Origin of the sequence: Streptomyces sp. NPDC101132 (assembly GCF_044759225.1) — a bacterium.
Classification (GTDB): domain Bacteria; phylum Actinomycetota; class Actinomycetes; order Streptomycetales; family Streptomycetaceae; genus Streptomyces.
On sequence record NZ_JBIVYX010000005.1, the window covers coordinates 296,696 to 318,031 of the forward strand.

The window sequence follows — 21,336 nt, forward strand, 5'->3', positions numbered from 1 at the left end:
CTTGGCACGCCGGCCCACCCTGCCGCCCCTCCCCGGTCACCACGGCGAAAGCCCCCCGCACCCCTACCCCTCCGCGATCACCACCGCGGAGGCCACGCCCGCGTCGTGGCTGAGCGAGATGTGCCAGGACCGCACCCCGAGCGCCGCCGCACGGGCCGCGACGGTGCCGGACACCCGCAGCCTCGGCCGGCCGCTGTCCTCGACGTACACCTCGGCATCGGTCCACAGCAGTCCCGGCGGCGCGCCGAGGGCCTTGGCCAGTGCCTCCTTCGCCGCGAACCGCGCGGCGAGCGAGGCGATGCCGCGCCGCTCGCCGCTGGGCAGCAGCAGCTCCCGCTCGATGAAGAGGCGCTCGGCCATGGCGGGCGTACGCGCCAGCGCCTCCTCGAACCGGTCGATCTCGGCGACGTCGATCCCCACCCCGATGATCACGAACCCGACCTCACTCCACCGTCACCGACTTCGCCAGGTTCCGCGGCTGGTCCACCTCGTTGCCCCGGGCGGTGGCCAGCTCGCAGGCGAAGACCTGCAACGGGACCGTCGCCACCAGCGGCTGGAGCAGCGTCGGCGTGGCCGGGATGCGCACGAGGTGGTCGGCGTACGGGACCACCGCCTCGTCCCCCACCTCGGCGATCACGATGGTGCGCGCCCCGCGGGCCCGGATCTCCTGGATGTTGGAGACGATCTTGTCGTGCAGCACCGAGCGGCCGCGCGGCGAGGGCACCACCACGACCACCGGCAGGTCCTCCTCGATCAGCGCGATGGGCCCGTGCTTGAGCTCGCCCGCCGCGAAGCCCTCGGCGTGCATGTACGCGAGTTCCTTGAGCTTGAGCGCGCCCTCCAGGGCCACCGGGTAGCCGACGTGCCGGCCCAGGAAGAGGACGGTGTTCTTGTCGGCGAGGGAGCGCGCGAGCTCCCGTACCGGCTCCATCGTCTCCAGCACCTGCTCCACGGCCCCCGAGATGGCGGACAGTTCGCGGATGACGGCCTGGATCTCGTCGCCCCACTTGGTGCCGCGCACCTGTCCCAGGTACAGCGCCACCAGGTAGCAGGCCACGACCTGGGTCAGGAACGCCTTGGTGGAGGCGACGGCCACCTCGGGCCCGGCGTGGGTGTAGAGGACGGCGTCCGACTCCCGCGGGATGGTGGAGCCGTTGGTGTTGCAGATGGCCAGCACCTTGGCGCCCTGCTCGCGGGCGTGGCGCAGGGCCATCAGGGTGTCCATGGTCTCGCCGGACTGCGAGATGGCGATGACCAGCGTGCGCTGGTCGAGGATCGGGTCGCGGTAGCGGAACTCGCTGGCCAGCTCCGTTTCGCAGGGGATCCGCGTCCAGTGCTCGATGGCCAGCTTGGCGATCATGCCCGCGTGGTAGGCCGTGCCGCAGGCGACGATGACGACCTTGTCGACCTCGCGCAGCTCGGAGTCGGGGATCCGCACCTCGTCGAGGGAGAGGGTGCCGCTGGCGTCGATCCGCCCGAGCAGGGTGTCCGCGACGGCCTTGGGCTGCTCGGCGATCTCCTTGAGCATGAAGTAGTCGTAGCCGCCCTTCTCGGCGGCGGAGGCGTCCCAGTCCACGTGGTACGCGCGGACCTCGGCGGGCGCGCCGTCGAAGCCGGTGACCGTCACGCCCTCGCGGCGCAGCTCGACGACCTGGTCCTGGCCGAGTTCGATGGCGGACCGGGTGTGGGCGATGAAGGCGGCGACGTCCGAGGCGAGGAAGGACTCGCCCTCGCCGATGCCCACCACCAGGGGGGAGTTGCGCCGTGCCCCGACCACCACGTCCGGCTCGTCGGCGTGCACGGCGACGAGGGTGAAGGCCCCCTCCAGGCGCCGGCAGACCTGCCGCATGGCCTCGGCGAGGTCCCCGGTGGAGGAGAACTGCTCGGCGAGCAGGTGGGAGACCACCTCGGTGTCGGTCTCGGAGGTGAGCTTGTGGCCGCGCTCGGCCAGCTCGTCGCGCAGCGCGGCGAAGTTCTCGATGATGCCGTTGTGTACGACGGCCACGCGCCCCGAATTGTCGAGGTGGGGGTGGGCGTTGGTGTCCGTGGGGCCGCCGTGGGTGGCCCAGCGGGTGTGTCCGATGCCGGTGGACCCGGTCGGCAGCGGCCTGCTGACCAGTTCCTTCTCCAGGTTGACGAGCTTGCCCGCCTTCTTGGCGGCGGCCAGGCCGCCGTCGGCGAGCACGGCGACCCCGGCCGAGTCGTAACCCCGGTATTCGAGCCGCTTGAGTCCTGCGATGACGACTTCGAGCGCGGACTGCGCTCCTACGTAACCGACGATTCCGCACATGCGCCGCAGCCTATGCGCTCGCGGCGGGCTGCCGAAGAAGCGAAACCCCGCCCGGGCGACGGCCCGGGCGGGGCGGGTTGACGCGGGAGCGGCCCGGCGAGCCGCCCGGCGGAGCGCTCGGGAAGCCGCTCCGCAGGCACTCGGAAGCCGCCCGGCGGGCACTCGGCGAGCCGGCCGTCACCGCGTCGCGCGGAGCGCGGCTCAGGCGAGCTTCTTCTCCTGGGCGTCGACCAGCTTCAGCGGCAGCTCCTCGACCGAGCCGCCCAGGCTGAAGGTGTAGAAGCTGGCGACCGTGGAGCCCTGGCGGATGAGGGCCACGTTGAAGGAGACCGGGTCGCCGTCCACGTCCATGGTCAGCTTCCAGGCGGTGGCCCCTTCGGCGGCGTCCAGGGTGAGCGGGGTGACGGCGGTGAACTTGCTGCTCTCGCCGTCCTGGGTGACGGAGAAGCCGCCGGAGCACTCGCCGCCCGAGTTCTTGACGGTGTTCAGGGTCTCGGACGCGCCGTCGCCCTCGTACGAGGCGAGCAGGACCCGGGTGGCGGGCGACTTGAGGGCGTTCAGCCCGGCGAGCGCCTTCTCCTCCGGGGTCTGCTTCTTGCCGGAGTCCTTCGGGGTGAGCACGGCCGTGCGGACGGCCTGTCCGGCGGGCGTGCCGATGGTGCCGCCGATCGCGTCGGCCAGCGGCTGACAGGCGGCCTTGTCGGCCTTGGCCGAGCCGGCGGCGACGACCGGCTTGGCGGCCTTGGCGTCGGCCTTCACCGTGTAGTCCGGCGCGTCGGCCTGCTCGACGAGCAGCTTCTCCAGCTCGGCGGTGGTCAGTGCCTCGGCGGCCGGGGCGCTGCTCCGCGCCCCCTTGTCGCCGGCCGGCGTCTCCTTCCCGGCGTCCGGCTTGTCGGAACCGCAGGCGGTCACGAGCAGGGCCAGGGAGGCGGCGGTGGCGGCTACGGCGGTACGGCGGATGACGGTGCGCATGAACCCATCTCTCATGAAGTCTGAAGAATCCCCCCCGCGCGGTGTTCATCGCGTCCCACGCGGACCGAACGATGATCTTCGATCCGCAGGCCCCCCGCTCCCGGATTGCGGCGACTCCCCGCAATCGTGACCATCGCGTCACAGCACGTCCGCACGATCGGTACATCCCGTCGTACAACCCTCCAGGCCCAGTGACCGAGCCCACCACCCACGAGGGCCCCGCAGCGCAGACAATGAGGGTGTGATCACTTCGCCGCCACGAAGCACGCCCCGCCGGGCCGAGGGCTCGCCCTACGTCGACCTCACCCGCGACGAGTGGAGCGCCCTGCGCGAGCGCACCCCCCTCCCCCTGACCGCGGACGAGGTGGAGCGGCTGCGGGGCCTCGGGGACGTCATCGACCTCGACGAGGTGCGGGACGTCTACCTGCCGCTCTCCCGCCTGCTCAACCTGTACGTGGGCGCCACCAGCAACCTGCGCGGCGCGCTGAACACCTTCCTGGGCGACGCGGGCAACGGCCACGGCGCCCAGCAGGGCACCCCGTTCGTGATAGGCGTCGCGGGCTCGGTCGCGGTCGGCAAGTCCACCGTGGCCCGTCTGCTCCAGGCCCTGCTGGCCCGCTGGCCGGAGCACCCGCGCGTCGAGCTGGTCACCACCGACGGCTTCCTGTACCCGATGAAGGAGCTCCAGGAGCGCGGCCTGACCTCGCGCAAGGGCTTCCCGGAGTCGTACGACCGGCGGGCCCTGACGCGTTTCGTCGCCGACATCAAGGCGGGCAAGGAAGAGGTCACGGCGCCCGTCTACTCGCACCTGATCTACGACATCGTGCCGGGCGAGCGCCTGGTGGTCCGCCGCCCGGACATCCTGATCGTCGAGGGCCTGAACGTGCTCCAGCCGGCCCTGCCCGGCAAGGACGGCAGGACCCGGGTCGGCCTCGCCGACTTCTTCGACTTCAGCGTGTACGTGGACGCGCGCCCCGAGGACATCGAGCGCTGGTACCTCAACCGCTTCCGCAAGCTCCGCGAGACCGCCTTCCAGAACCCCTTCTCCTACTTCCGGAAGTACACGCAGGTCTCGGAGGAGGAGGCGATGGACTACGCGCGCACGATGTGGCGCACCATCAACCGGCCCAACCTGCTGGAGAACGTGGCCCCCACCCGCGGCCGCGCGAACCTGATCATCCGCAAGGGCCCGGACCACAAGGTGCAGCGGCTGAGCCTGCGCAAGCTGTAGGTCAGCCCGTAGGGTGCGGCCATGCTGCACCTGAGGATGATCACCCCGCCGGACCGGACCGAGGCCGTGGTCGCCGTCGTCGAGCGGACCGTGGGCACCACCCACGTGGTGGTCGTGCCCGGAGCCGCCCGCGACCCGCAGGGCGACCTGGTGCTCTGCGACGTGGCCCGCGAGGCGGGTGACGAGCTGCTGCACGGTCTGCGCGAGCTCGGCATCCACGAGGACGGCTCGATCGCGGTGGAGAACATCGACATCTCGCTGTCCACCCGGGCCGACGCCGCGGAGGAGGAGGCGCCGGGCGAGGCCGCGGACGCGGTGCTGTGGGAGGAGCTGACCGAGGCCACCCACGAGGAGTCCACCCTCACCATCACCTACGCGGCCTTCATGATCCTCGCGACCATGATCGCGGCCTGTGGTGTGGTGCTCGACAACGCGGTGCTGATCGTGGGCGCGATGGCGGTCGGCCCGGAGTTCGGCCCGCTGGCCGGGATCTGCACCGGCATCGTGCAGCGCGTGCCGCGGGCGGCCGGCCGCTCGCTGATGGCCCTCGTGGTCGGCTTCACCTCGGCGATCGTGGCGACCACCGTCTTCAGCCTGGTCATGAACGCGCTCGGCCTGTTCAACGAGGGCATGCTGGAGAACCCGAGGCCGAACACCAGCTTCATCTGGCAGCCGGACCCGTTCTCGTTCGTCGTGGCCCTGCTCGCCGGCACCGCCGGGGTGCTCTCCCTGACCTCCGCCAAGTCCGGGGCCCTGGTCGGCGTGGCCATCTCCGTGACCACCGTCCCGGCGGCCGCCAACGCGGCCGTCGCGCTCAGCTACGGCGACTTCGGCCAGATGTGGGGCTCGGGCGTGCAGCTGGCGCTGAACCTGGGCGGCATCGTGCTGGCCGGCCTGCTGACCCTGTACGCCCAGAAACTGCTCTGGCGCACCCAGCGGGGACGCTGGGTGCGCCAGAGCAAGTGACCTGCGCCGGACGGCCCGTCGGGACCGCCCGGTCGCCGCTGTCCGCTAGCCGAGCGCCGACTTCACGGCGTCCGCGAGGCGGCCGGCCACGGAGCGGGCCTGCTCCAGGTCGGCGGCCTCGACCATCACCCGTACGAGCGGCTCGGTGCCGGACGGGCGCAGCAGCACCCGTCCGGTGGAGCCCAGCTCGCGCTCGGCCTCGCCCACGGCGGTGGCCAGCTCCGCGGAGGTCGACACCTTGGACTTGTCGACGTCCTTGACGTTGATCAGCACCTGCGGCAGCCGGTTCATGACCCCGGCCAGCTCCGCGAGGGACTTGCCGGTCGCGGCGACCCGGGCGGCCAGCATGAGGCCGGTCAGGGTGCCGTCGCCGGTGGTGGCGTGGTCGAGGATGATCACGTGGCCGGACTGCTCGCCGCCCAGCGCGTAGCCGTGCTCCTTCATCGACTCCAGCACGTAGCGGTCGCCGACACCGGTCTCCACGAACTGGATGCCCTCGCGCTCCATCGCCAGCTTGAAGCCGAGGTTGGACATGACGGTGGCGACCACGGTGTTCTGGCGCAGCCCGCCGGCCTCGCGCATGGCCAGGGCCAGCACGGCGAGGATCTGGTCGCCGTCGACCTCGTTGCCCTCGCCGTCCACGGCCAGGCAGCGGTCGGCGTCGCCGTCGTGCGCGATGCCGAGGTCGGCGCCGTGCTCGACGACGGCGCGCTTGAGCAGGTCCAGGTGGGTGGAGCCGCAGCCGTCGTTGATGTTCAGGCCGTCCGGCTCCGCGCCGATCGTGACGATCTCGGCGCCGGCCCGGGTGAAGGCCTCGGGCGACACGCGGGCGGCGGCGCCGTGCGCCTCGTCCAGGACCACCTTCAGACCGTCGAGGCGGTTGGGCAGCACGCCGATCAGGTGGGCGACGTACTTGTCGAAGCCCTCGTCGTAGTCGGTGACGCGGCCGACGCCCGCACCGGTGGGCCGCTCCCACGGGGCACCGGTGCGGTGCTCCTCGTACACGGACTCGATCCGGTCCTCCAGCTCGTCGGCGAGCTTGTGGCCGCCGCGGGCGAAGAACTTGATCCCGTTGTCGGGCATGGCGTTGTGACTGGCGGAGAGCATCACGCCGAGGTCGGCACCCAGCGCACCGGTGAGATACGCCACCGCCGGGGTGGGCAGCACACCGACGCGCAGGACGTCCACGCCCGCGCTCGCGAGGCCCGCCACGACGGCGGCCTCCAGGAACTCTCCGGACGCCCGCGGGTCGCGGCCGACCACGGCCGTCGGCCGGTGGCCCTCGAACGTGCCCGCTTCGCCGAGCACGTGGGCGGCCGCCACGGAGAGGCCGAGCGCGAGCTCAGCCGTCAGATCCGCGTTGGCGACACCACGTACGCCGTCCGTACCGAAGAGTCGTCCCACTGTGTCCTCCGAGATCGCGCTGAAAGGTCCGCTTGTTATCAGATATACGTCGCTTGTGGCGGTAAACGAACCGCCCCGGCAGCACAGGTCGTGTGCCGCCGGGGCGGAATCGTGCAGAGCAGCAGGCGGAGATTAGCGCTTGCTGTACTGCGGGGCCTTACGGGCCTTCTTGAGACCGGCCTTCTTGCGCTCGACCGCACGGTCGTCGCGGGAGAGGAAGCCGGCCTTCTTCAGCGGGCCGCGGTTGTTCTCGACGTCGGCCTCGTTCAGGGCACGGGCGACACCGAGGCGCAGGGCGCCGGCCTGGCCGGAGACGCCGCCACCCGCGATGCGGGCGATGACGTCGTAGCGGCCGTCGAGCTCGAGCACCTTGAAGGGCTCGTTGACTTCCTGCTGGTGCACCTTGTTGGGGAAGTAGTCCTCAAGGGTGCGACCGTTGATCTTCCACTTGCCGGTGCCCGGGACGATCCGGACGCGGGCGATGGCGTTCTTGCGGCGGCCCAGGCCGGCAGCCGGCTGCGGGTCGCCGAAGCGCGAGGCCAGGGACTCGGAGGTGTAGTCACCCTCCGGAACCTCGGACTCGAAGGTGGTAACAGCGTCGTAGGTCTCGTCGCCCTCAAGCGGGGTCTCGACGGTGGTCTCGGCCACGATTCTCCTCAGAATTCTCTACGTCTTAGGGGGTGGCCGGAACTACTGCGCGACCTGGGTGATCTCGAACGGCACCGGCTGCTGGGCAGCGTGGGGGTGCTGGTCGCCCGAGTAGACCTTCAGCTTCGAGAGCATCTGACGGCCCAGGGAGTTCTTCGGGAGCATGCCCTTGACGGCCTTCTCGACGGCCTTCTCCGGGTTGTTCGCGAGCAGGTCGTCGTAGCGGACGCTGCGGAGACCGCCCGGGTAGCCGGAGTGGCGGTACGCCATCTTCTGCGCGGCCTTGTTGCCGGACAGGTGGACCTTGTCGGCGTTGACGATGATGACGAAGTCGCCCATGTCCATGTGAGGCGCATAGGTCGGCTTGTGCTTGCCGCGCAGGAGGGCGGCGGCCTGGGTCGCCAGACGGCCGAGGACGACGTCCTGGGCGTCGATGACGAGCCACTGGCGCGAGATGTCGCCGGGCTTGGGGCTGAACGTACGCACGCGTATGCCTTCGCTTCTTCAGTGGTGGGTCGTCCCCAGGGGCGCTAGCCCCGCGGGACGGGTCCTGACAGGGTCACCACGGACGATCACGACAGCCCTCGTTCGCATCGGGGACGCAACCCGTACGAACGGTTTGAACTGCTGGTCATCGGTCCGGTGGACCGGCGTAAGGACCTATCACGTGAGAATGAGACAGCCCATACGCATAACAAACCAGCAGGATACCCATGAGGACCCATACGGGTCAAAACGCGGTCCGCGATGCCGGTGGAACTGGCGTCGCGGCGCACTCCGGTTCGGTCCTGGGTGGGGACCCCGCAGTTGTTACGGGCTCCAGGGTAACCCGACGCGGGCGCAGCGCACGACCCGCCAGCAGACCGGCGAGCGAGCAGAGGGTCGCCATGTCCCGGAATGCCCGCTTCTTGTTCCCGAACTCCGAGGGCCACGGAAGGCCCGCGGTCTGGGGCACCAGGGCCAGCCAGAACCAGGGGGAACGCGGCATCGAGCCCTCCCGGACCCCCGTAGCCAGCAGCAGCGGGAGCACCACCAGCAGGTAGTGGTCGAAGGACGGCCGCGAGACCAGGAATGCGGCGAGCATCACCATGCAGGCCGTCTCCACCAGCCGCTCGGGCCCCTCGTCGCCACGCCGCCACCGCCGCCACGCGCACCAGAGCCCCGCGGCCGCCAGCAGCCCGGCGACGGCCACCGCCACCGGCTGGGGCACGCCGACCCGGGGCAGGACCGCGACCGGCGAGGCGTCCCAGGGCAGCGCGAAGGAGTCCTGGCCCCGGAGCAGGAAGGGCAGCGTCCTGGTGAAGAACAGCGAGGGCCGCGGCATCAGGGCGGCGCCCAGCAGCGAGGCCCCCAGCGGCACCAGCACCACCGCGGCCAGCCCGCGCCACCGCCGGGCGAAGACGAAGAGCAGCGCCACCGGCACCAGCATCGGCTTCGCCGCGATCGCCGCGCCCACGATCAGCCCGGCCCGCACCCAGCGGCCCCGGTGCGCGGCCAGCAGGGCCGGCGGCAGGGCCGCGGCGGAGAGGCAGGTCCAGTTCCCCAGCTGCACGAGGTTGGCGTACGGCCGGTAGGCCAGGGCCAGTACGGCGAAGCCCAGCACCGCGTACCGGCTCCGCGGCGGCACCGAGAAGATCCGCAGCGCCGCCCACCAGCCGACGGCCGGCAGCACCGCCGTCCCCAGCGGAACCAGGACCCGCCGGACGCCCACCGGCAGCAGCGCCTCCGGCACGGCCGTCAGCACCGCGCTCGGCAGGTACAGGAAGCGCTTGTCGGCGTACGGGGACCTGCCGTCCAGCAGCGCGTCCGCCGCCCGGACCACGAAGGCGTTGTCCATGCCCCCGTCGGCGGTGCGCAGCGACACCGACGCGGCCACGGCCAGCACCACGCCGGCCGCCGCCAGCCGGAGGATCCACGGGGCGGGCCCCAGCAGCCACGCCCCGAAGGCGCCCTCGCCTCTCCTGTGCCAGCGCATGGCTCAGAGACTAGGGCGCCGCGGGATCACCTCCTGCGCTCGACGCGGCGCTCGTCCCAGACCGGCTCGGTGGTCTCCCGGACCACCCCGTCCGAGCCGAAGACCAGGTAGCGGTCGAAGGACTTGGCGAACCAGCGGTCGTGCGTCACGCACAGCACCGTGCCCTCGTACGCCTCCAGGCCGTCCTGGAGCGCCTCGGCGGACTCCAGGTCCAGGTTGTCCGTCGGCTCGTCCAGCAGCAGCGCCGTCGTGCCCGACAGCTCCAGCAGCAGGATCTGGAACCGCGCCTGCTGGCCGCCCGACAGCCGGTCGAAGACCTGGTCGCCCTGGCGCTCCAGCTCGTACCGGCGCAGCACCGACATCGCGCCGCCCCGGTCCTTGGCGTGCTCCGTCCACAGGATGTCCACGAGCGTGCGCCCGAACAGCTCCGGGTGCGCGTGCGTCTGCGCGAAGTGGCCGGGCACCACGCGCGCGCCCAGCTTCCAGGCCCCCTCGTGCGCCACGTCCTCGCCGGCCAGCAGGCGCAGGAAGTGCGACTTGCCCGAGCCGTTCGAGCCGAGCACCGCGACCCGCACGCCGTAGAAGACCTCCAGGTCGAAGGGCTTCATCAGGCCGGTCAGCTCCAGCTTCTCGCAGGTCAGCGCCCGTACGCCGGTACGCCCGCCCTTGAGCCGCATGGTGATCTCCTGCTCGCGCGGCGGCTCGGGCGGCGGTCCCGCCTCCTCGAACTTCCGCAGCCGCGTCTGGGCGGCCGCGTACCGCGAGGCCATCTCGTGGGAGACCGCCGCCGCCTGCCGCAGCGTGACCACCAGCTTCTTCAGCTGCGCGTGCTTCTCCTCCCAGCGCCGCTTCAGCTCCTCGAAGCGGGCGAAGCGCTCCTTGCGCGCTTCGTGGAAGGTGTCGAAGCCGGCGCCGTGCACCCACACGTCCGAGCCGTCCAGGCCCGGCTCCACGCTGATGATCTTCTCCGCGGCCCGGGACAGCAGCTCCCGGTCGTGGGAGACGAACAGCACCGTCTTGCGGGTCGCCTTGAGCTGGTCCTCCAGCCACCGCTTGCCCGGCACGTCGAGGTAGTTGTCCGGCTCGTCGAGCAGCAGCACCTCGTCGGGACCGCGCAGCAGCGCCTCCAGCACCAGCCGCTTCTGCTCGCCGCCCGAGAGGGTGCGCACCTCGCGGAACTGCGCCTTGTCGTACGGCACGCCCAGCGCGGCCATCGTGCAGACGTCCCAGAGGGTCTCCGCCTCGTAGCCCTGGACGTCCGCCCAGTCGCTGAGGGCCTGCGCGTACTTCATCTGCGCGGCCTCGTCGTCGACCGTCATGATCAGGTGCTCGGCCTCGTCCACGGCCTTCGCCGCCGTGCGGATCCGCGGCTGCGCGACCGACACCAGCAGGTCCCGCACCGTCGTCTCGTCCCGTACCGACCCCACGAACTGCGACATCACGCCGAGCCCGCCGCTGACCGTCACGGCACCGCCGTGCGGCTGGAGGTCCCCGGAGATCAGCTTCAGCAGTGTCGTCTTGCCCGCGCCGTTCGCGCCGACCAGGGCCACCACGGAGCCCTCGCCGACGCGGAACGAGGCGTCCGACAGCAGCACCCGCCCGTCCGGCAGGTAGTACTCCAGGTGCCCGGCTTCCAGATGTCCCATGCCCGCATTCTGACCGGCCCGGGGGCAGGTGCCCAACCCGTTATCCGGAGGCCCCCGGGACACCCCCTAGGATGCGCGCCATGAGCATTGGGGAGGGGCAGGTTCCGGGGCGGGTCTCCACCAGTCCGGACTGGGACGCGATGGCCGACGCGCACGCCGCGGGCCGGCGCCGCAGGAAGCGGCTGCTGTGGGGCGGCGGCGGGTTCCTCGCGGCCGCCGTGGTCGCCGCGGTGGTGGCGACCCTGGTCGTCACCGGAGGTACGTCCGGGGACGCGCCCGACGCCGAGGGCGGGCCCGGCGCCGCGCCGACGCAGAAGCACGACCCGGCAGCGGACGCCATGCCCGACTTCGCCGACACCACGGACTCGCCGGACCCGCTCGCGTACCTCTCGGACGCCCGCAAGGACACCGCCCCGCTCCGGGCCGGCCTGCTCTTCGGCACCAAGGACGTCAAGGTCGGCGACCACCGGTACGACCTGAGCGGCGGCGACACCACGCCCGACTGCACCAAGCGGGTCGACCCGGCCCTCGGCGCCGTGCTCCGCAAGCAGGGCTGCACGCTCTTCATGCGCGCCGCCTACTCCCGCGACGACGCCCAGGTCACCGTGGGCGTCGCCGTCTTCCCCACCGCGGCACAGGCCACGGCGGCCAAGGCCGGGGTCAGCGGCGGGGTCACCGCGCTGCCGGCGTCGGCGGCGAAGCCGTTCTGCGCGCCCGGCACCGTGTGCCGGCGCACGGCGAACTCGTACGGCCGCTACCTGTACCTGACCCTGACCGGGCTCACCGGCAACAAGGACGCCTCGGAAGGCGACCAGACCGTCGTCGGCACCGGCGACGACCTGGCCGAGTACACCTTCCAGCGCATCGTGCACCGCGGCAGGGCCGCGGCGGAGGCCGCCGGGAAGAAGGGCTGACGCCCCGCCCGGCGGCCGGGCGCACGGCCTGCGGACCTCAGCAGCAGCCGGCCGCCCCCGGCAGCGTCCGTACGTTGCGCGCCTCGCGGCTGCGGGCGGCGAGCTGGTCGTCCGCCGGGTAGCCGACCTCCTCCAGCGTCAGCCCGTGGGGCTTGACGACGTGCACGGAGGAGTCCCGGACCCCGGCCGCCAGCACCTTCCCGGGCCACTCCACCGGCCGGTGCCCGTCGCCGACGTGCAGCAGCGCGCCCACCAGCGAACGCACCATGTTGTGGCAGAAGGCGTCCGCCCGCACGGTCGCCGTCACGATGCCCTCCGCGTCCCGCTCCCAGCTCAGCTTCTGGAGCGTGCGGATCGTCGTGGCTCCCTCGCGCTTCTTGCAGTACGCGGCGAAGTCGTGCTCGCCGAGCAGGGCCTGCGCGGCCTCGTTCATCGCGTCGACGTCCAGCGGCCAGTCGTGCCAGAGCACGTGCCCGCGGCGCAGCGGGTCCACCCCGCCCTTGTGGTCGCCGACCCGGTAGGCGTACCGGCGCCAGATGGCCGAGAAGCGGGCGTTGAAGCCCGCCGGGGCCTCCGCCACCCGCCACACGCGCACGTCGTGCGGCAGCCGCCCGGCGAGCCGCCGCAGCAGCTTGTCGGAGTGCTCGGCCCACACCTCCCCCGGCAGGTCGAGGTGTGCCACCTGGCCGCGCGCGTGGACGCCCGCGTCCGTACGGCCGGCCACCGTCAGGTCCACCGGGTCGGCCAGCCGCATCACCGTCTGCAGGGCCGACTCCAGCTCCCCCTGCACGGTTCGCCGCGCCGTCTGCTTCGCCCAGCCGGAGAACTCCTTGCCGTCGTACGACAGGTCCAGCCGTACCCGGACGAAACCGGGCTCCACCTCGTCACTCACGCGACAGATCCTCTCAGAAACTCGCAAAAGCAGAACGGGCCCGCCCCGGAGGGGGCGGGCCCGTTCAGAGCCGTCCATGAAGGCGATCCGAGGATCAGGCCTCCGTGGTCTCCTCGGCGGCGGCCTCGGACTTGGCCTCGGCCTCCTTCACCGCACGCTTGGTCGCGGCCTCGGCCTCACCGGTGGCCTGCTGGGCCACGGTCAGGGCCTCGACCAGCTCGATGACCGCCATCGGGGCGTTGTCGCCACGACGGTTGCCGATCTTGGTGATGCGGGTGTAACCACCGGGGCGGTTCTCGTACCGCGGAGCGATCTCGGTGAAGAGCGTGTGGACGACGCCCTTGTCCGTGATCGTCTGCAGGACCAGGCGACGGTTGTGGATGTCGCCCTTCTTCGCCTTGGTGATCAGACGCTCGGCGACCGGACGCAGGCGGCGGGCCTTGGCCTCGGTCGTGGTGATGCGGCCGTGCTCGAAGAGCGACTTCGCCAGGTTGGCGAGGAGCAGCTTCTCGTGCGCGGCGCTGCCGCCCAGACGGGCACCCTTGGCGGGACGCGGCATGGTGTTTCTCCTTGTGTGCTGCACCGGCCGTGTCAGGTACCGGTGTCAGTCCCCACCCGCTCTTGCGGGCAGGGTGCACGGGGGGCTTGCGCCCCCCGCGAGCCTTACGGGTGGTGCTTAGTACTGCTCGGTCTCGACGAAACCGGCGTCCGCGTCGTCGTCGGCGCCGAAGGCGTCGGCCGCGGCGGTCGGGTCGAACCCGGGCGGGCTGTCCTTGAGGGCCAGGCCCATGCCGGCCAGCTTCGCCTTGACCTCGTCGATCGACTTCGCACCGAAGTTGCGGATGTCGAGCAGGTCGGCCTCGGAGCGGGCGACGAGCTCACCCACGGAGTGGATGCCCTCGCGCTTGAGGCAGTTGTACGACCGAACGGTGAGCTCCAGCTCCTCGATCGGCAGCGCCAGGTCGGCGGCCAGGGCGGCGTCCGTCGGGGACGGGCCCATGTCGATGCCCTCGGCGTCGATGTTGAGCTCGCGGGCCAGACCGAACAGCTCGACCAGGGTCTTGCCGGCGGACGCCATGGCGTCGCGCGGGCGCATGGCCTGCTTGGTCTCGACGTCGACGATGAGCTTGTCGAAGTCGGTGCGCTGCTCGACTCGGGTCGCCTCGACCTTGTAGGTGACCTTGAGGACCGGGCTGTAGATGGAGTCGACCGGGATGCGGCCGATCTCCTGGCCCAGCTGCTTGTTCTGGACGGCGGAAACGTAACCGCGGCCGCGCTCGACCGTCAGCTCCATCTCCAGCTTGCCCTTGCCGTTCAGCGTGGCGAGGACGAGGTCCGGGTTGTGCACCTCGACACCGGCCGGGGGCGCGATGTCGGCGGCGGTCACCAGACCGGGGCCCTGCTTGCGCAGGTACATCACGACCGGCTCGTCGTGCTCCGAGGAGACGACCAGCTGCTTGATGTTGAGGATGAGGTCGGTCACGTCCTCCTTGACGCCCGGCACGGTGGTGAACTCGTGCAGGACGCCGTCGATGCGGATGCTGGTGACAGCGGCACCCGGGATCGAGGACAGGAGGGTACGGCGCAGGGAGTTGCCGAGGGTGTAGCCGAAGCCCGGCTCCAGCGGCTCGATCACGAACCGCGAGCGGTACTCGTCGACGACCTCTTCGGTCAGCGAAGGACGCTGAGCGATAAGCATGTCTGTGTTCCTTCAGTCGTGGACGCCCACTATTTGACGCCCGACGGGTGCTGTACGGGGTACAGCGGTACTAGCAAGGGTACGGGCGGCACGGCCCCCGGAAGGGACGTACCGCCCGAAACCTCAGCTCAGTGCGTCGAAACGCGCTGCGGTGACCCGGCCGGGGTCAGACGCGGCGGCGCTTCGGCGGACGGCAGCCGTTGTGCGGGGTGGGGGTGACGTCCTGGATCGAACCGACCTCGAGGCCCGTGGCCTGGAGGGAGCGGATCGCGGTCTCACGGCCGGAGCCGGGACCCTTGACGAAGACGTCGACCTTGCGCATGCCGTGCTCCTGCGCGCGGCGGGCGGCCGACTCGGCGGCCATCTGCGCGGCGAAGGGGGTGGACTTGCGCGAGCCCTTGAAGCCGACGTGGCCGGCGGAGGCCCAGGAGATCACGTTGCCGGTCGGGTCCGTGATGGACACGATCGTGTTGTTGAACGTGCTCTTGATGTGCGCGTGGCCGTGAGCGACGTTCTTCTTTTCCTTGCGGCGCACCTTCTTGGCAGCGCCCTGACGACCCTTGGGGGGCATCTCTTACTCCTACAGGGAGGTGGTCGGTCCTACAGCGCAAGACCGCTGGAAAGCGTGTCCGCTGAGGACTACTTCTTGCCCGGCTTCTTCTTACCGGCGATGGCGCGACGCGGGCCCTTGCGGGTACGGGCGTTCGTGCTGGTGCGCTGACCGTGCACGGGCAGGCCACGACGGTGACGGATGCCCTGGTAGCACTGGATCTCGATCTTGCGGCGGATGTCGCCCTGGATCTCGCGGCGGAGGTCACCCTCGGTGCGGAGGTTGGCGTCCACGTACTCGCGGATCTTGACGAGGTCCTCTTCGGCCAGGTCACGAACGCGGGTGTTCGGGTTCACGCCGGTGGAGGCGAGGATCTCCTTGGACCGGGTGCGCCCGATACCGAAGACGTAGGTGAGTGCGATCTCCACACGCTTTTCGCGCGGGATGTCAACACCGGAAACGCGTGCCACTAATGGCTCCTGTGTGTTCGGGGGTCTTCAGCAGAGCCGATCCCGACCGCCGTACGAGGTACGAATCGGGTCCCCGGCCCCCGCCGGAGGTGCCGTCAGCCGTGAACACGGCCGGACGGGCTCTGCGTATGTACGTATTGCTTGCGTCGCGCGAAGAACTGCGAAGTTGCAGGTCGGTCGGCGTGCGTCAGCCCTGGCGCTGCTTGTGGCGCAGGTTGTCGCAGATGACCATGACCCGGCCGTGACGGCGGATCACCTTGCACTTGTCGCAGATCTTCTTGACGCTCGGCTTGACCTTCATGGGATGTGAGGTTCTCCGGGTCAGTGCCACCACCCCGCGGGAGCGGACGCTCGCGCGGGACTGCGACAAGATCTACTTGTACCGGTAGACGATCCGGCCACGCGTCAGGTCGTAGGGAGAGAGCTCCACCACGACCCGGTCGTCCGGGAGGATACGGATGTAGTGCATCCGCATCTTGCCGGAGATGTGCGCGAGGACCTTGTGACCGTTCTGGAGCTCCACCTTGAACATGGCGTTCGGGAGGGACTCGATCACGGTGCCCTCGATTTCGATGGCACCTTGCTTCTTGGCCACGCTTCGCCTTTCGAATCGGCTACCTTGATCAGCTCCTCGCGCGCATGAAGACATGCGGGTGCAAAGGAGCCGACGAGTCAGTCTACGTCAGGGCACCCAGAAAGACGAATCCGGAAAGTCTGCCCTACAGCGTAGATCATTAACCGAGCGGGTCCGGGGCCGTCGTGATGCCGTACTCGGCCAGCTTGGCCTTGCCGCAGTCCGGGGCGGTCAGGACGATCGGGCCCTGCTCCGTGAGGGCGACCGAGTGCTCCCAGTGGGAGGACCAGGTGCCGTCGGTGGTGATGACCGTCCAGTCGTCCGCCAGCACCTCGGTCTGGGCCGTGCCCAGCGAGACCATCGGCTCGATCGCGAGGCAGACGCCCGGGACCAGCTTGATCCCCTTGCCGCGCTTGCGGGAGACGTAGTTCAGCAGGTGCGGGTCCATGTGCATTTCGGAACCGATGCCGTGGCCGCCGTAGTCCTCGATGATCCCGTACCGGCCGAGGCTGTGGTCGCCGGCGGCCGGCCGCGGCTGCCGCTTGATGTAGGACTCGATCGCCTTCGAGATGTCCACCAGCCGGTTGCCCAGCTTCATCGCGGCGATGCCGGCCCACATCGACTCCTCGGTCACCCGGGAGAGCTCCAGCAGCTCCGGCGCGTGACCGGTGCCCACGAAGCACGTGAAGGCCGCGTCGCCGTGCCAGCCGTCGATGATGGCGCCGGCGTCGACGGAGATGATGTCGCCGTCCTTGAGCACCGTCTTCTCGTCCGGGATGCCGTGGACGACGACCTCGTTGACCGAGGTGCAGATGGTGGCGGGGAAGCCGCCGTACCCGAGGAAGTTCGACTTCGCGCCGTGGTCGGCGATCACCTTGCGGGCGACCTCGTCCAGATCCTTGGTGGTGGCGCCGGGCACGGCCGCCTCACGGGTCGCCGCGTGGATGGCGGCGACGACCAGCCCCGCCTCGCGCATCTTCGCGATCTGCTCCGGGGTCTTGATCTGGACCATGCCCTCTTGCCTTCCGGGTGTACGGGTTCTCGGGTGTCTCTGCTCAACAGTACGGCCGCGGCGTCCAGGGGACACCGCGGCCGTACGGGGGTACTGCGGGGTGGGTCAGACCTCGTCGGTCTTCTTCAGGGCGTCCATCGCGCGTCGCGTGACGTCCTGGACCTCGCCGAGCGCGGAGATCGTGACGACCAGGCCCTGGGCCTTGTAGTAGTCGATGATCGGCTCGGTCTGGGTGTGGTACACGTCCAGCCGGTTGCGGACCGTGGCCTCGGTGTCGTCGGGGCGCTGGTACAGCTCGCCGCCGCAGACGTCGCAGACGCCCTCGGCCTTCGGCGGGGTGTACGTCACGTGGAAGACGTGCGCCGAGTCGTTACGGCAGATCCGGCGGCCGGCGATGCGCTTGACGACCTCGTCCTCGGGGACCTCGAGGTCGAGCACGGCGTCGAGCTTCATGCCCTCGGCCTGGAGCATCTCGTCGAGGGCCTCGGCCTGGGAGACGTTGCGCGGGAAGCCGTCGAGCAGGAAACCGCGCTCGGCGTCCGGCTGCTCCATGCGGGCCTTGGCCATGCCGATGGTGACCTCGTCCGGCACCAGGTCGCCGGCGTCCATGTACGCCTTCGCCTGCTTGCCGAGCTCGGTGCCCTGGCTGATGTTGGCCCGGAAGAGGTCGCCCGTGGAGATGTGCGGGATCGACAGGTTCTTGGCAAGGAACGCGGCCTGCGTTCCCTTGCCCGCACCGGGCGGCCCGACGAGGACGATACGCATCAGCGGAGGAACCCTTCGTAATTACGCTGCTGGAGCTGGCTCTCGATCTGCTTCACGGTCTCCAGACCCACACCCACGATGATCAGGATGCTCGTCCCGCCGAACGGGAAGTTCTGGTTCGCGCCGAAGCCCGCCAACGCCATCGTCGGCACAAGAGCGATGAGACCCAGGTACAGCGACCCCGGCCAGGTGATCCGGTTGAGCACGTAGCTCAGGTACTCGGCAGTAGGTCGGCCGGCCCGGATGCCCGGGATGAAGCCACCATACTTCTTCATGTTGTCGGCGACTTCCTCGGGGTTGAACGAAATCGCCACGTAGAAGAACGCGAAGAAGACGATCAGGAGGAAGTAGGCGGCGATGTAGTACGGGTGGTCGCCCTTGACGAAGTACTTCTGGATCCAGGTGGCCCAGCCCGCCTGGGATCCGCTGAACTGAACGATCAGCGCCGGGATGTAGAGCAGCGACGAGGCGAAGATGACGGGAATCACACCCGCCTGGTTCACCTTGAGCGGGATGTAGGTCGACGTACCGCCGTAGGCACGGCGGCCGATCATGCGCTTCGCGTACTGCACCGGGATGCGGCGCTGGGCCTGCTCGACGAAGACCACGAGGGCCACCATCGCGAGGCCGACGAGGATCACGACGCCGAACTCGACCCAGCCGTCCGCGATCTTGCCCTGGAGCTTGATGGTCCAGAGGGCGCCGACGAAGCCGGCGGCGATCGAGATGAACATCAGGATCGACATGCCGTTGCCGATGCCGCGGTCGGTGATCAGCTCACCGAGCCACATGACGACACAGGTGCCGGCCGTCATGGTGATCACCATGACGGCGGTGGTGAAGATCGACTGGTCAGGAACGATCTGGTTGGCCTGCGCGCAGCCCGAGAACAGGGCGCCGCTGCGGGCGGTGGCCACGAGGCCCGTGCCCTGGAGGATCGCGAGGGCGACCGTCAGGTACCGCGTGTACTGGGTGATCTTCGCGGTGCCCGCCTGTCCTTCCTTCTTGAGGTTCTCCAGACGGGGAATGACCACGGTCAGCAGCTGCAGGATGATGCTCGCCGTGATGTACGGCATGATGCCGAGCGCGAAGATCGTGATCTGCAGCAGGGCGCCGCCGCTGAACATGTTGACCAGGCCGAACAGGCTGTTGCTGCTGCCCGCCTGGTTCACACAGAACTGGACAGCTGAGTAGTCCACGCCGGGTACGGGTACGTGTGACCCAAGCCGGAACAGCACGATGATGCCGAGCGTGAAGAGCAGCTTCTTGCGCAGGTCGGGCGTCTTGAACGCCCGGGCGAACGCGGTGAGCACGGTGCCTCCTGCGACCCCCGCGTTTCGCGTGAGGGTGACGGCTTGTAAGTGAGCGATTACAGAACACGGCAGCCTAGCGGATGAGCGCAGACTGCCGGGGAAGCTAACAGCGCTTACCATACCCGGCCGTCACCACGAGCGGAAACGTCGCCGGTGCACGTCCAGGCCGTTTGCGGCCGGTCATCGGCGCCCTCCCGGACATTCGTCCGGATCTGTTCCCCCAACGGGCGACGCCGGGCGGACCCATGGCGGGTTTCCGCTCGGTGGCGCGCGAACGCGAGAGAGCCCGGTCGGCACCCCCTGAGGGGGCCGACCGGGCTCTCGCTGTCAGCTCAGAGCTCAGACGAGCTCGGTGACGGTGCCGCCGGCGGCGGCAATCTTCTCCTTGGCGGAGCCGGAGACGGCGTCAACCGTCACCTGCAGCGCCACGGAGATCTCGCCCTGGCCCAGGACCTTGACGAGGCTGTTCTTGCGCACCGCGCCCTTGGCGACCAGGTCGGCCACCGTGACCTCGCCACCCTGCGGGTAGAGCTCGGCCAGCTTGTCCAGGTTCACGACCTGGTACTCGGTGCGGAACGGGTTCTTGAAGCCCTTCAGCTTCGGGAGGCGCATGTGGAGCGGCATCTGGCCACCCTCGAAGCGCTCCGGAACCTGGTAGCGGGCCTTCGTGCCCTTGGTACCACGACCGGCCGTCTTACCCTTCGACGCCTCACCACGACCCACACGGGTCTTGGCGGTCTTGGCGCCCGGGGCGGGACGGAGGTTGTGGATCTTGAGCGGGTTGTTCTCCGCCATGATCAGTCGACCTCCTCAACCGTCACGAGGTGGCGGACGGTGTGCACCATGCCGCGGAACTCGGGGCGGTCCTCCTTGACGACCACGTCGTTCAGGCGCTTGAGCCCGAGCGAACGCAGGGTGTCGCGGTGGTTCTGCTTGCTGCCGATGTACGACTTCGTCTGCGTGATCTTGAGGCGAGCCATTACGCACCCGCTCCCGCACGCGCACGAAGCAGAGCCGCGGGGGCGACGTCCTCGAGCGGCAGACCACGGCGAGCCGCGATCTCCTCGGGACGCTGCAGGCCCTTCAGGGCCTCCACGGTCGCGTGCACGATGTTGATCGCGTTGTCGGAGCCGAGCGACTTCGACAGGATGTCGTGAACGCCGGCGCACTCCAGGACGGCGCGCACCGGGCCACCGGCGATAACACCGGTACCGGGGGAAGCAGGCTTCAGCAGGACGACGCCCGCAGCCTTCTCACCCTGGATCGGGTGGGGGATGGTGCCCTGGATACGCGGGACCTTGAAGAAGTGCTTCTTGGCCTCCTCAACACCCTTGGCGATGGCGGCCGGCACCTCCTTGGCCTTGCCGTAACCGACACCCACGGTGCCGTCACCGTCACCCACCACGACCAGCGCGGTGAAGGAGAAACGACGACCACCCTTGACAACCTTGGCGACGCGGTTGATCGCGACTACGCGCTCAACGTACGCGGTCTTCTCGGCGGCAGCAGCGCCACCGTCGCGACCCTTCCGGTCCCGCCGCTCGCCGCCACCGGCACCGCTGCCGCGGCGCTGGGGTCCAGCCATTGGATTACCTCTCTCTGTTACGTCCGTTAGTCCCGGAACCGGGGCTTAGAACTTCAGCCCGGCTTCGCGGGCGGCGTCAGCCAGAGCGGCAATGCGCCCGGCGTACCTGTTGCCACCACGGTCGAACACGACGGCCTCGACGCCGGCGGCCTTGGCGCGCTCAGCGACCAGGGCACCGACCTGCTTGGCCTGCGCGGACTTGTCACCCTCGCCACCGCGGATCGACGCGTCCAGGTGGGACGCCGACGCCAGGGTGTGACCCTTGATGTCGTCGATCACCTGGGCGGTGATGCCGCGGTTGCTCCGGTTGACGACCAGGCGCGGACGCTCGGCCGTACCGGAGATGGTCTTGCGGATGCGGATGTGGCGGCGGGCCTTGGCAGCCCGCTTGTAAGCGTCGCCCTTGGCGATCTTCACACCGTATGCCATG

General features: G+C 70.0%; 25 protein-coding genes. 3 read left to right on the plus strand and 22 right to left on the minus strand.

What is annotated here, in order from left to right; all coding sequences use genetic code 11:
• Positions 1-63: 63 nt before the first annotated feature.
• The 3 genes from ACIQUR_RS14215 to ACIQUR_RS14225 all read right to left on the minus strand — a co-directional run bounded on the left by ACIQUR_RS14215 (position 64) and on the right by ACIQUR_RS14225 (position 3,262).
• Complete coding sequence (locus ACIQUR_RS14215; protein ID WP_403663438.1) at positions 64-432, minus strand: holo-ACP synthase; 369 nt, start codon at positions 430-432, stop codon at positions 64-66.
• Between the two features lie 10 nt (positions 433-442).
• Positions 443-2,290 carry a glutamine--fructose-6-phosphate transaminase (isomerizing) gene (gene glmS / locus ACIQUR_RS14220; protein ID WP_403663441.1) on the minus strand — a complete coding sequence of 616 codons (1,848 nt, stop codon included), beginning with the start codon at positions 2,288-2,290 and terminating at the stop codon, positions 443-445.
• A gap of 201 nt (positions 2,291-2,491) precedes the next feature.
• Positions 2,492-3,262 (minus strand): hypothetical protein, encoded by a 771-nt coding sequence (locus ACIQUR_RS14225; RefSeq protein ID WP_403663444.1) that lies wholly within the window; start codon positions 3,260-3,262, stop codon positions 2,492-2,494.
• A gap of 241 nt (positions 3,263-3,503) precedes the next feature.
• On the opposite strand from ACIQUR_RS14225, the gene coaA reads away from it, so the two are divergent.
• Together coaA and ACIQUR_RS14235 are read left to right on the plus strand one after the other, a co-directional pair.
• A complete protein-coding gene (gene coaA, locus ACIQUR_RS14230) occupies positions 3,504-4,493 on the plus strand; it encodes a type I pantothenate kinase (protein ID WP_399946080.1) in 990 nt (329 codons plus the stop codon).
• A gap of 21 nt (positions 4,494-4,514) precedes the next feature.
• On the plus strand, positions 4,515-5,459 hold the full coding sequence (locus ACIQUR_RS14235; protein ID WP_403663447.1) for a DUF389 domain-containing protein: 945 nt from the start codon (positions 4,515-4,517) through the stop codon (positions 5,457-5,459).
• 45 nt (positions 5,460-5,504) lie between these two features.
• Here the strand turns inward: ACIQUR_RS14235 and glmM are convergent, their stop codons facing one another.
• The 5 genes from glmM to ACIQUR_RS14260 all read right to left on the minus strand — a co-directional run bounded on the left by glmM (position 5,505) and on the right by ACIQUR_RS14260 (position 11,132).
• Complete coding sequence (gene glmM, locus ACIQUR_RS14240) at positions 5,505-6,863, minus strand: phosphoglucosamine mutase (RefSeq protein WP_399946074.1); 1,359 nt, start codon at positions 6,861-6,863, stop codon at positions 5,505-5,507.
• A gap of 132 nt (positions 6,864-6,995) precedes the next feature.
• Complete coding sequence (rpsI, locus tag ACIQUR_RS14245; protein ID WP_403663451.1) at positions 6,996-7,511, minus strand: 30S ribosomal protein S9; 516 nt, start codon at positions 7,509-7,511, stop codon at positions 6,996-6,998.
• Positions 7,512-7,553: 42 nt separating this feature from the next.
• Positions 7,554-7,997 carry a 50S ribosomal protein L13 gene (rplM, locus tag ACIQUR_RS14250; RefSeq protein WP_399946068.1) on the minus strand — a complete coding sequence of 148 codons (444 nt, stop codon included), beginning with the start codon at positions 7,995-7,997 and terminating at the stop codon, positions 7,554-7,556.
• Positions 7,998-8,241: 244 nt separating this feature from the next.
• A complete protein-coding gene (locus ACIQUR_RS14255) occupies positions 8,242-9,486 on the minus strand; it encodes a glycosyltransferase family 87 protein (RefSeq protein ID WP_403663455.1) in 1,245 nt (414 codons plus the stop codon).
• A 26-nt stretch (positions 9,487-9,512) separates the two neighbouring features.
• Positions 9,513-11,132 (minus strand): ABC-F family ATP-binding cassette domain-containing protein, encoded by a 1,620-nt coding sequence (locus ACIQUR_RS14260; RefSeq protein WP_403663457.1) that lies wholly within the window; start codon positions 11,130-11,132, stop codon positions 9,513-9,515.
• An 80-nt stretch (positions 11,133-11,212) separates the two neighbouring features.
• Between ACIQUR_RS14260 and ACIQUR_RS14265 the strand changes: the two genes are divergently transcribed.
• Complete coding sequence (locus ACIQUR_RS14265) at positions 11,213-12,046, plus strand: hypothetical protein (protein ID WP_403663460.1); 834 nt, start codon at positions 11,213-11,215, stop codon at positions 12,044-12,046.
• A gap of 37 nt (positions 12,047-12,083) precedes the next feature.
• Here ACIQUR_RS14265 and truA read toward each other — a convergent pair whose 3' ends face one another.
• From truA to rplR, 14 genes are all read right to left on the minus strand, one after another.
• Positions 12,084-12,938 (minus strand): tRNA pseudouridine(38-40) synthase TruA, encoded by an 855-nt coding sequence (gene truA / locus ACIQUR_RS14270; RefSeq protein WP_403663463.1) that lies wholly within the window; start codon positions 12,936-12,938, stop codon positions 12,084-12,086.
• A gap of 94 nt (positions 12,939-13,032) precedes the next feature.
• Positions 13,033-13,497 carry a 50S ribosomal protein L17 gene (rplQ, locus tag ACIQUR_RS14275; RefSeq protein WP_399946055.1) on the minus strand — a complete coding sequence of 155 codons (465 nt, stop codon included), beginning with the start codon at positions 13,495-13,497 and terminating at the stop codon, positions 13,033-13,035.
• Positions 13,498-13,614: 117 nt separating this feature from the next.
• Positions 13,615-14,637: a DNA-directed RNA polymerase subunit alpha gene (locus tag ACIQUR_RS14280; protein ID WP_010473911.1), complete on the minus strand. Its 1,023-nt coding sequence runs from the start codon at positions 14,635-14,637 to the stop codon at positions 13,615-13,617.
• Between the two features lie 166 nt (positions 14,638-14,803).
• Entirely contained in the window at positions 14,804-15,208 is a 405-nt protein-coding gene (gene rpsK / locus ACIQUR_RS14285) for a 30S ribosomal protein S11 (protein ID WP_003948617.1), read from the minus strand.
• Positions 15,209-15,276: 68 nt separating this feature from the next.
• The gene (rpsM, locus tag ACIQUR_RS14290) at positions 15,277-15,657 is read right to left on the minus strand and encodes a 30S ribosomal protein S13 (protein WP_007265919.1); all 381 of its coding nucleotides are present in this window, start codon (positions 15,655-15,657) and stop codon (positions 15,277-15,279) included.
• Positions 15,658-15,844: 187 nt separating this feature from the next.
• Positions 15,845-15,958 carry a 50S ribosomal protein L36 gene (rpmJ, locus tag ACIQUR_RS14295; RefSeq protein ID WP_003956441.1) on the minus strand — a complete coding sequence of 38 codons (114 nt, stop codon included), beginning with the start codon at positions 15,956-15,958 and terminating at the stop codon, positions 15,845-15,847.
• Positions 15,959-16,030: 72 nt separating this feature from the next.
• Positions 16,031-16,252, minus strand: a complete 222-nt coding sequence (gene infA / locus ACIQUR_RS14300) for a translation initiation factor IF-1 (protein WP_003956442.1) — start codon at positions 16,250-16,252, stop codon at positions 16,031-16,033.
• A gap of 139 nt (positions 16,253-16,391) precedes the next feature.
• The gene (gene map / locus ACIQUR_RS14305; RefSeq protein WP_403663468.1) at positions 16,392-17,243 is read right to left on the minus strand and encodes a type I methionyl aminopeptidase; all 852 of its coding nucleotides are present in this window, start codon (positions 17,241-17,243) and stop codon (positions 16,392-16,394) included.
• Between the two features lie 105 nt (positions 17,244-17,348).
• On the minus strand, positions 17,349-18,008 hold the full coding sequence (locus tag ACIQUR_RS14310; protein ID WP_403663471.1) for an adenylate kinase: 660 nt from the start codon (positions 18,006-18,008) through the stop codon (positions 17,349-17,351).
• Positions 18,008-19,321, minus strand: a complete 1,314-nt coding sequence (secY, locus tag ACIQUR_RS14315; protein WP_403663474.1) for a preprotein translocase subunit SecY — start codon at positions 19,319-19,321, stop codon at positions 18,008-18,010. The genes ACIQUR_RS14310 and secY overlap by 1 nt, the downstream gene beginning before the upstream one ends.
• 339 nt (positions 19,322-19,660) lie before the next feature.
• Positions 19,661-20,116: a 50S ribosomal protein L15 gene (gene rplO / locus ACIQUR_RS14320; protein WP_399946043.1), complete on the minus strand. Its 456-nt coding sequence runs from the start codon at positions 20,114-20,116 to the stop codon at positions 19,661-19,663.
• 2 nt (positions 20,117-20,118) lie between these two features.
• On the minus strand, positions 20,119-20,301 hold the full coding sequence (gene rpmD, locus ACIQUR_RS14325; protein WP_005313525.1) for a 50S ribosomal protein L30: 183 nt from the start codon (positions 20,299-20,301) through the stop codon (positions 20,119-20,121).
• Positions 20,301-20,906 (minus strand): 30S ribosomal protein S5, encoded by a 606-nt coding sequence (gene rpsE, locus ACIQUR_RS14330; protein WP_030201551.1) that lies wholly within the window; start codon positions 20,904-20,906, stop codon positions 20,301-20,303. Before rpsE ends, rpmD begins: the two co-directional genes overlap by 1 nt.
• Positions 20,907-20,951: 45 nt before the next feature.
• Positions 20,952-21,335, minus strand: coding sequence for a 50S ribosomal protein L18 (rplR, locus tag ACIQUR_RS14335; protein ID WP_399946039.1), 384 nt, complete (start codon positions 21,333-21,335; stop codon positions 20,952-20,954).
• Between the last annotated feature and the right edge of the window lies 1 nt (position 21,336).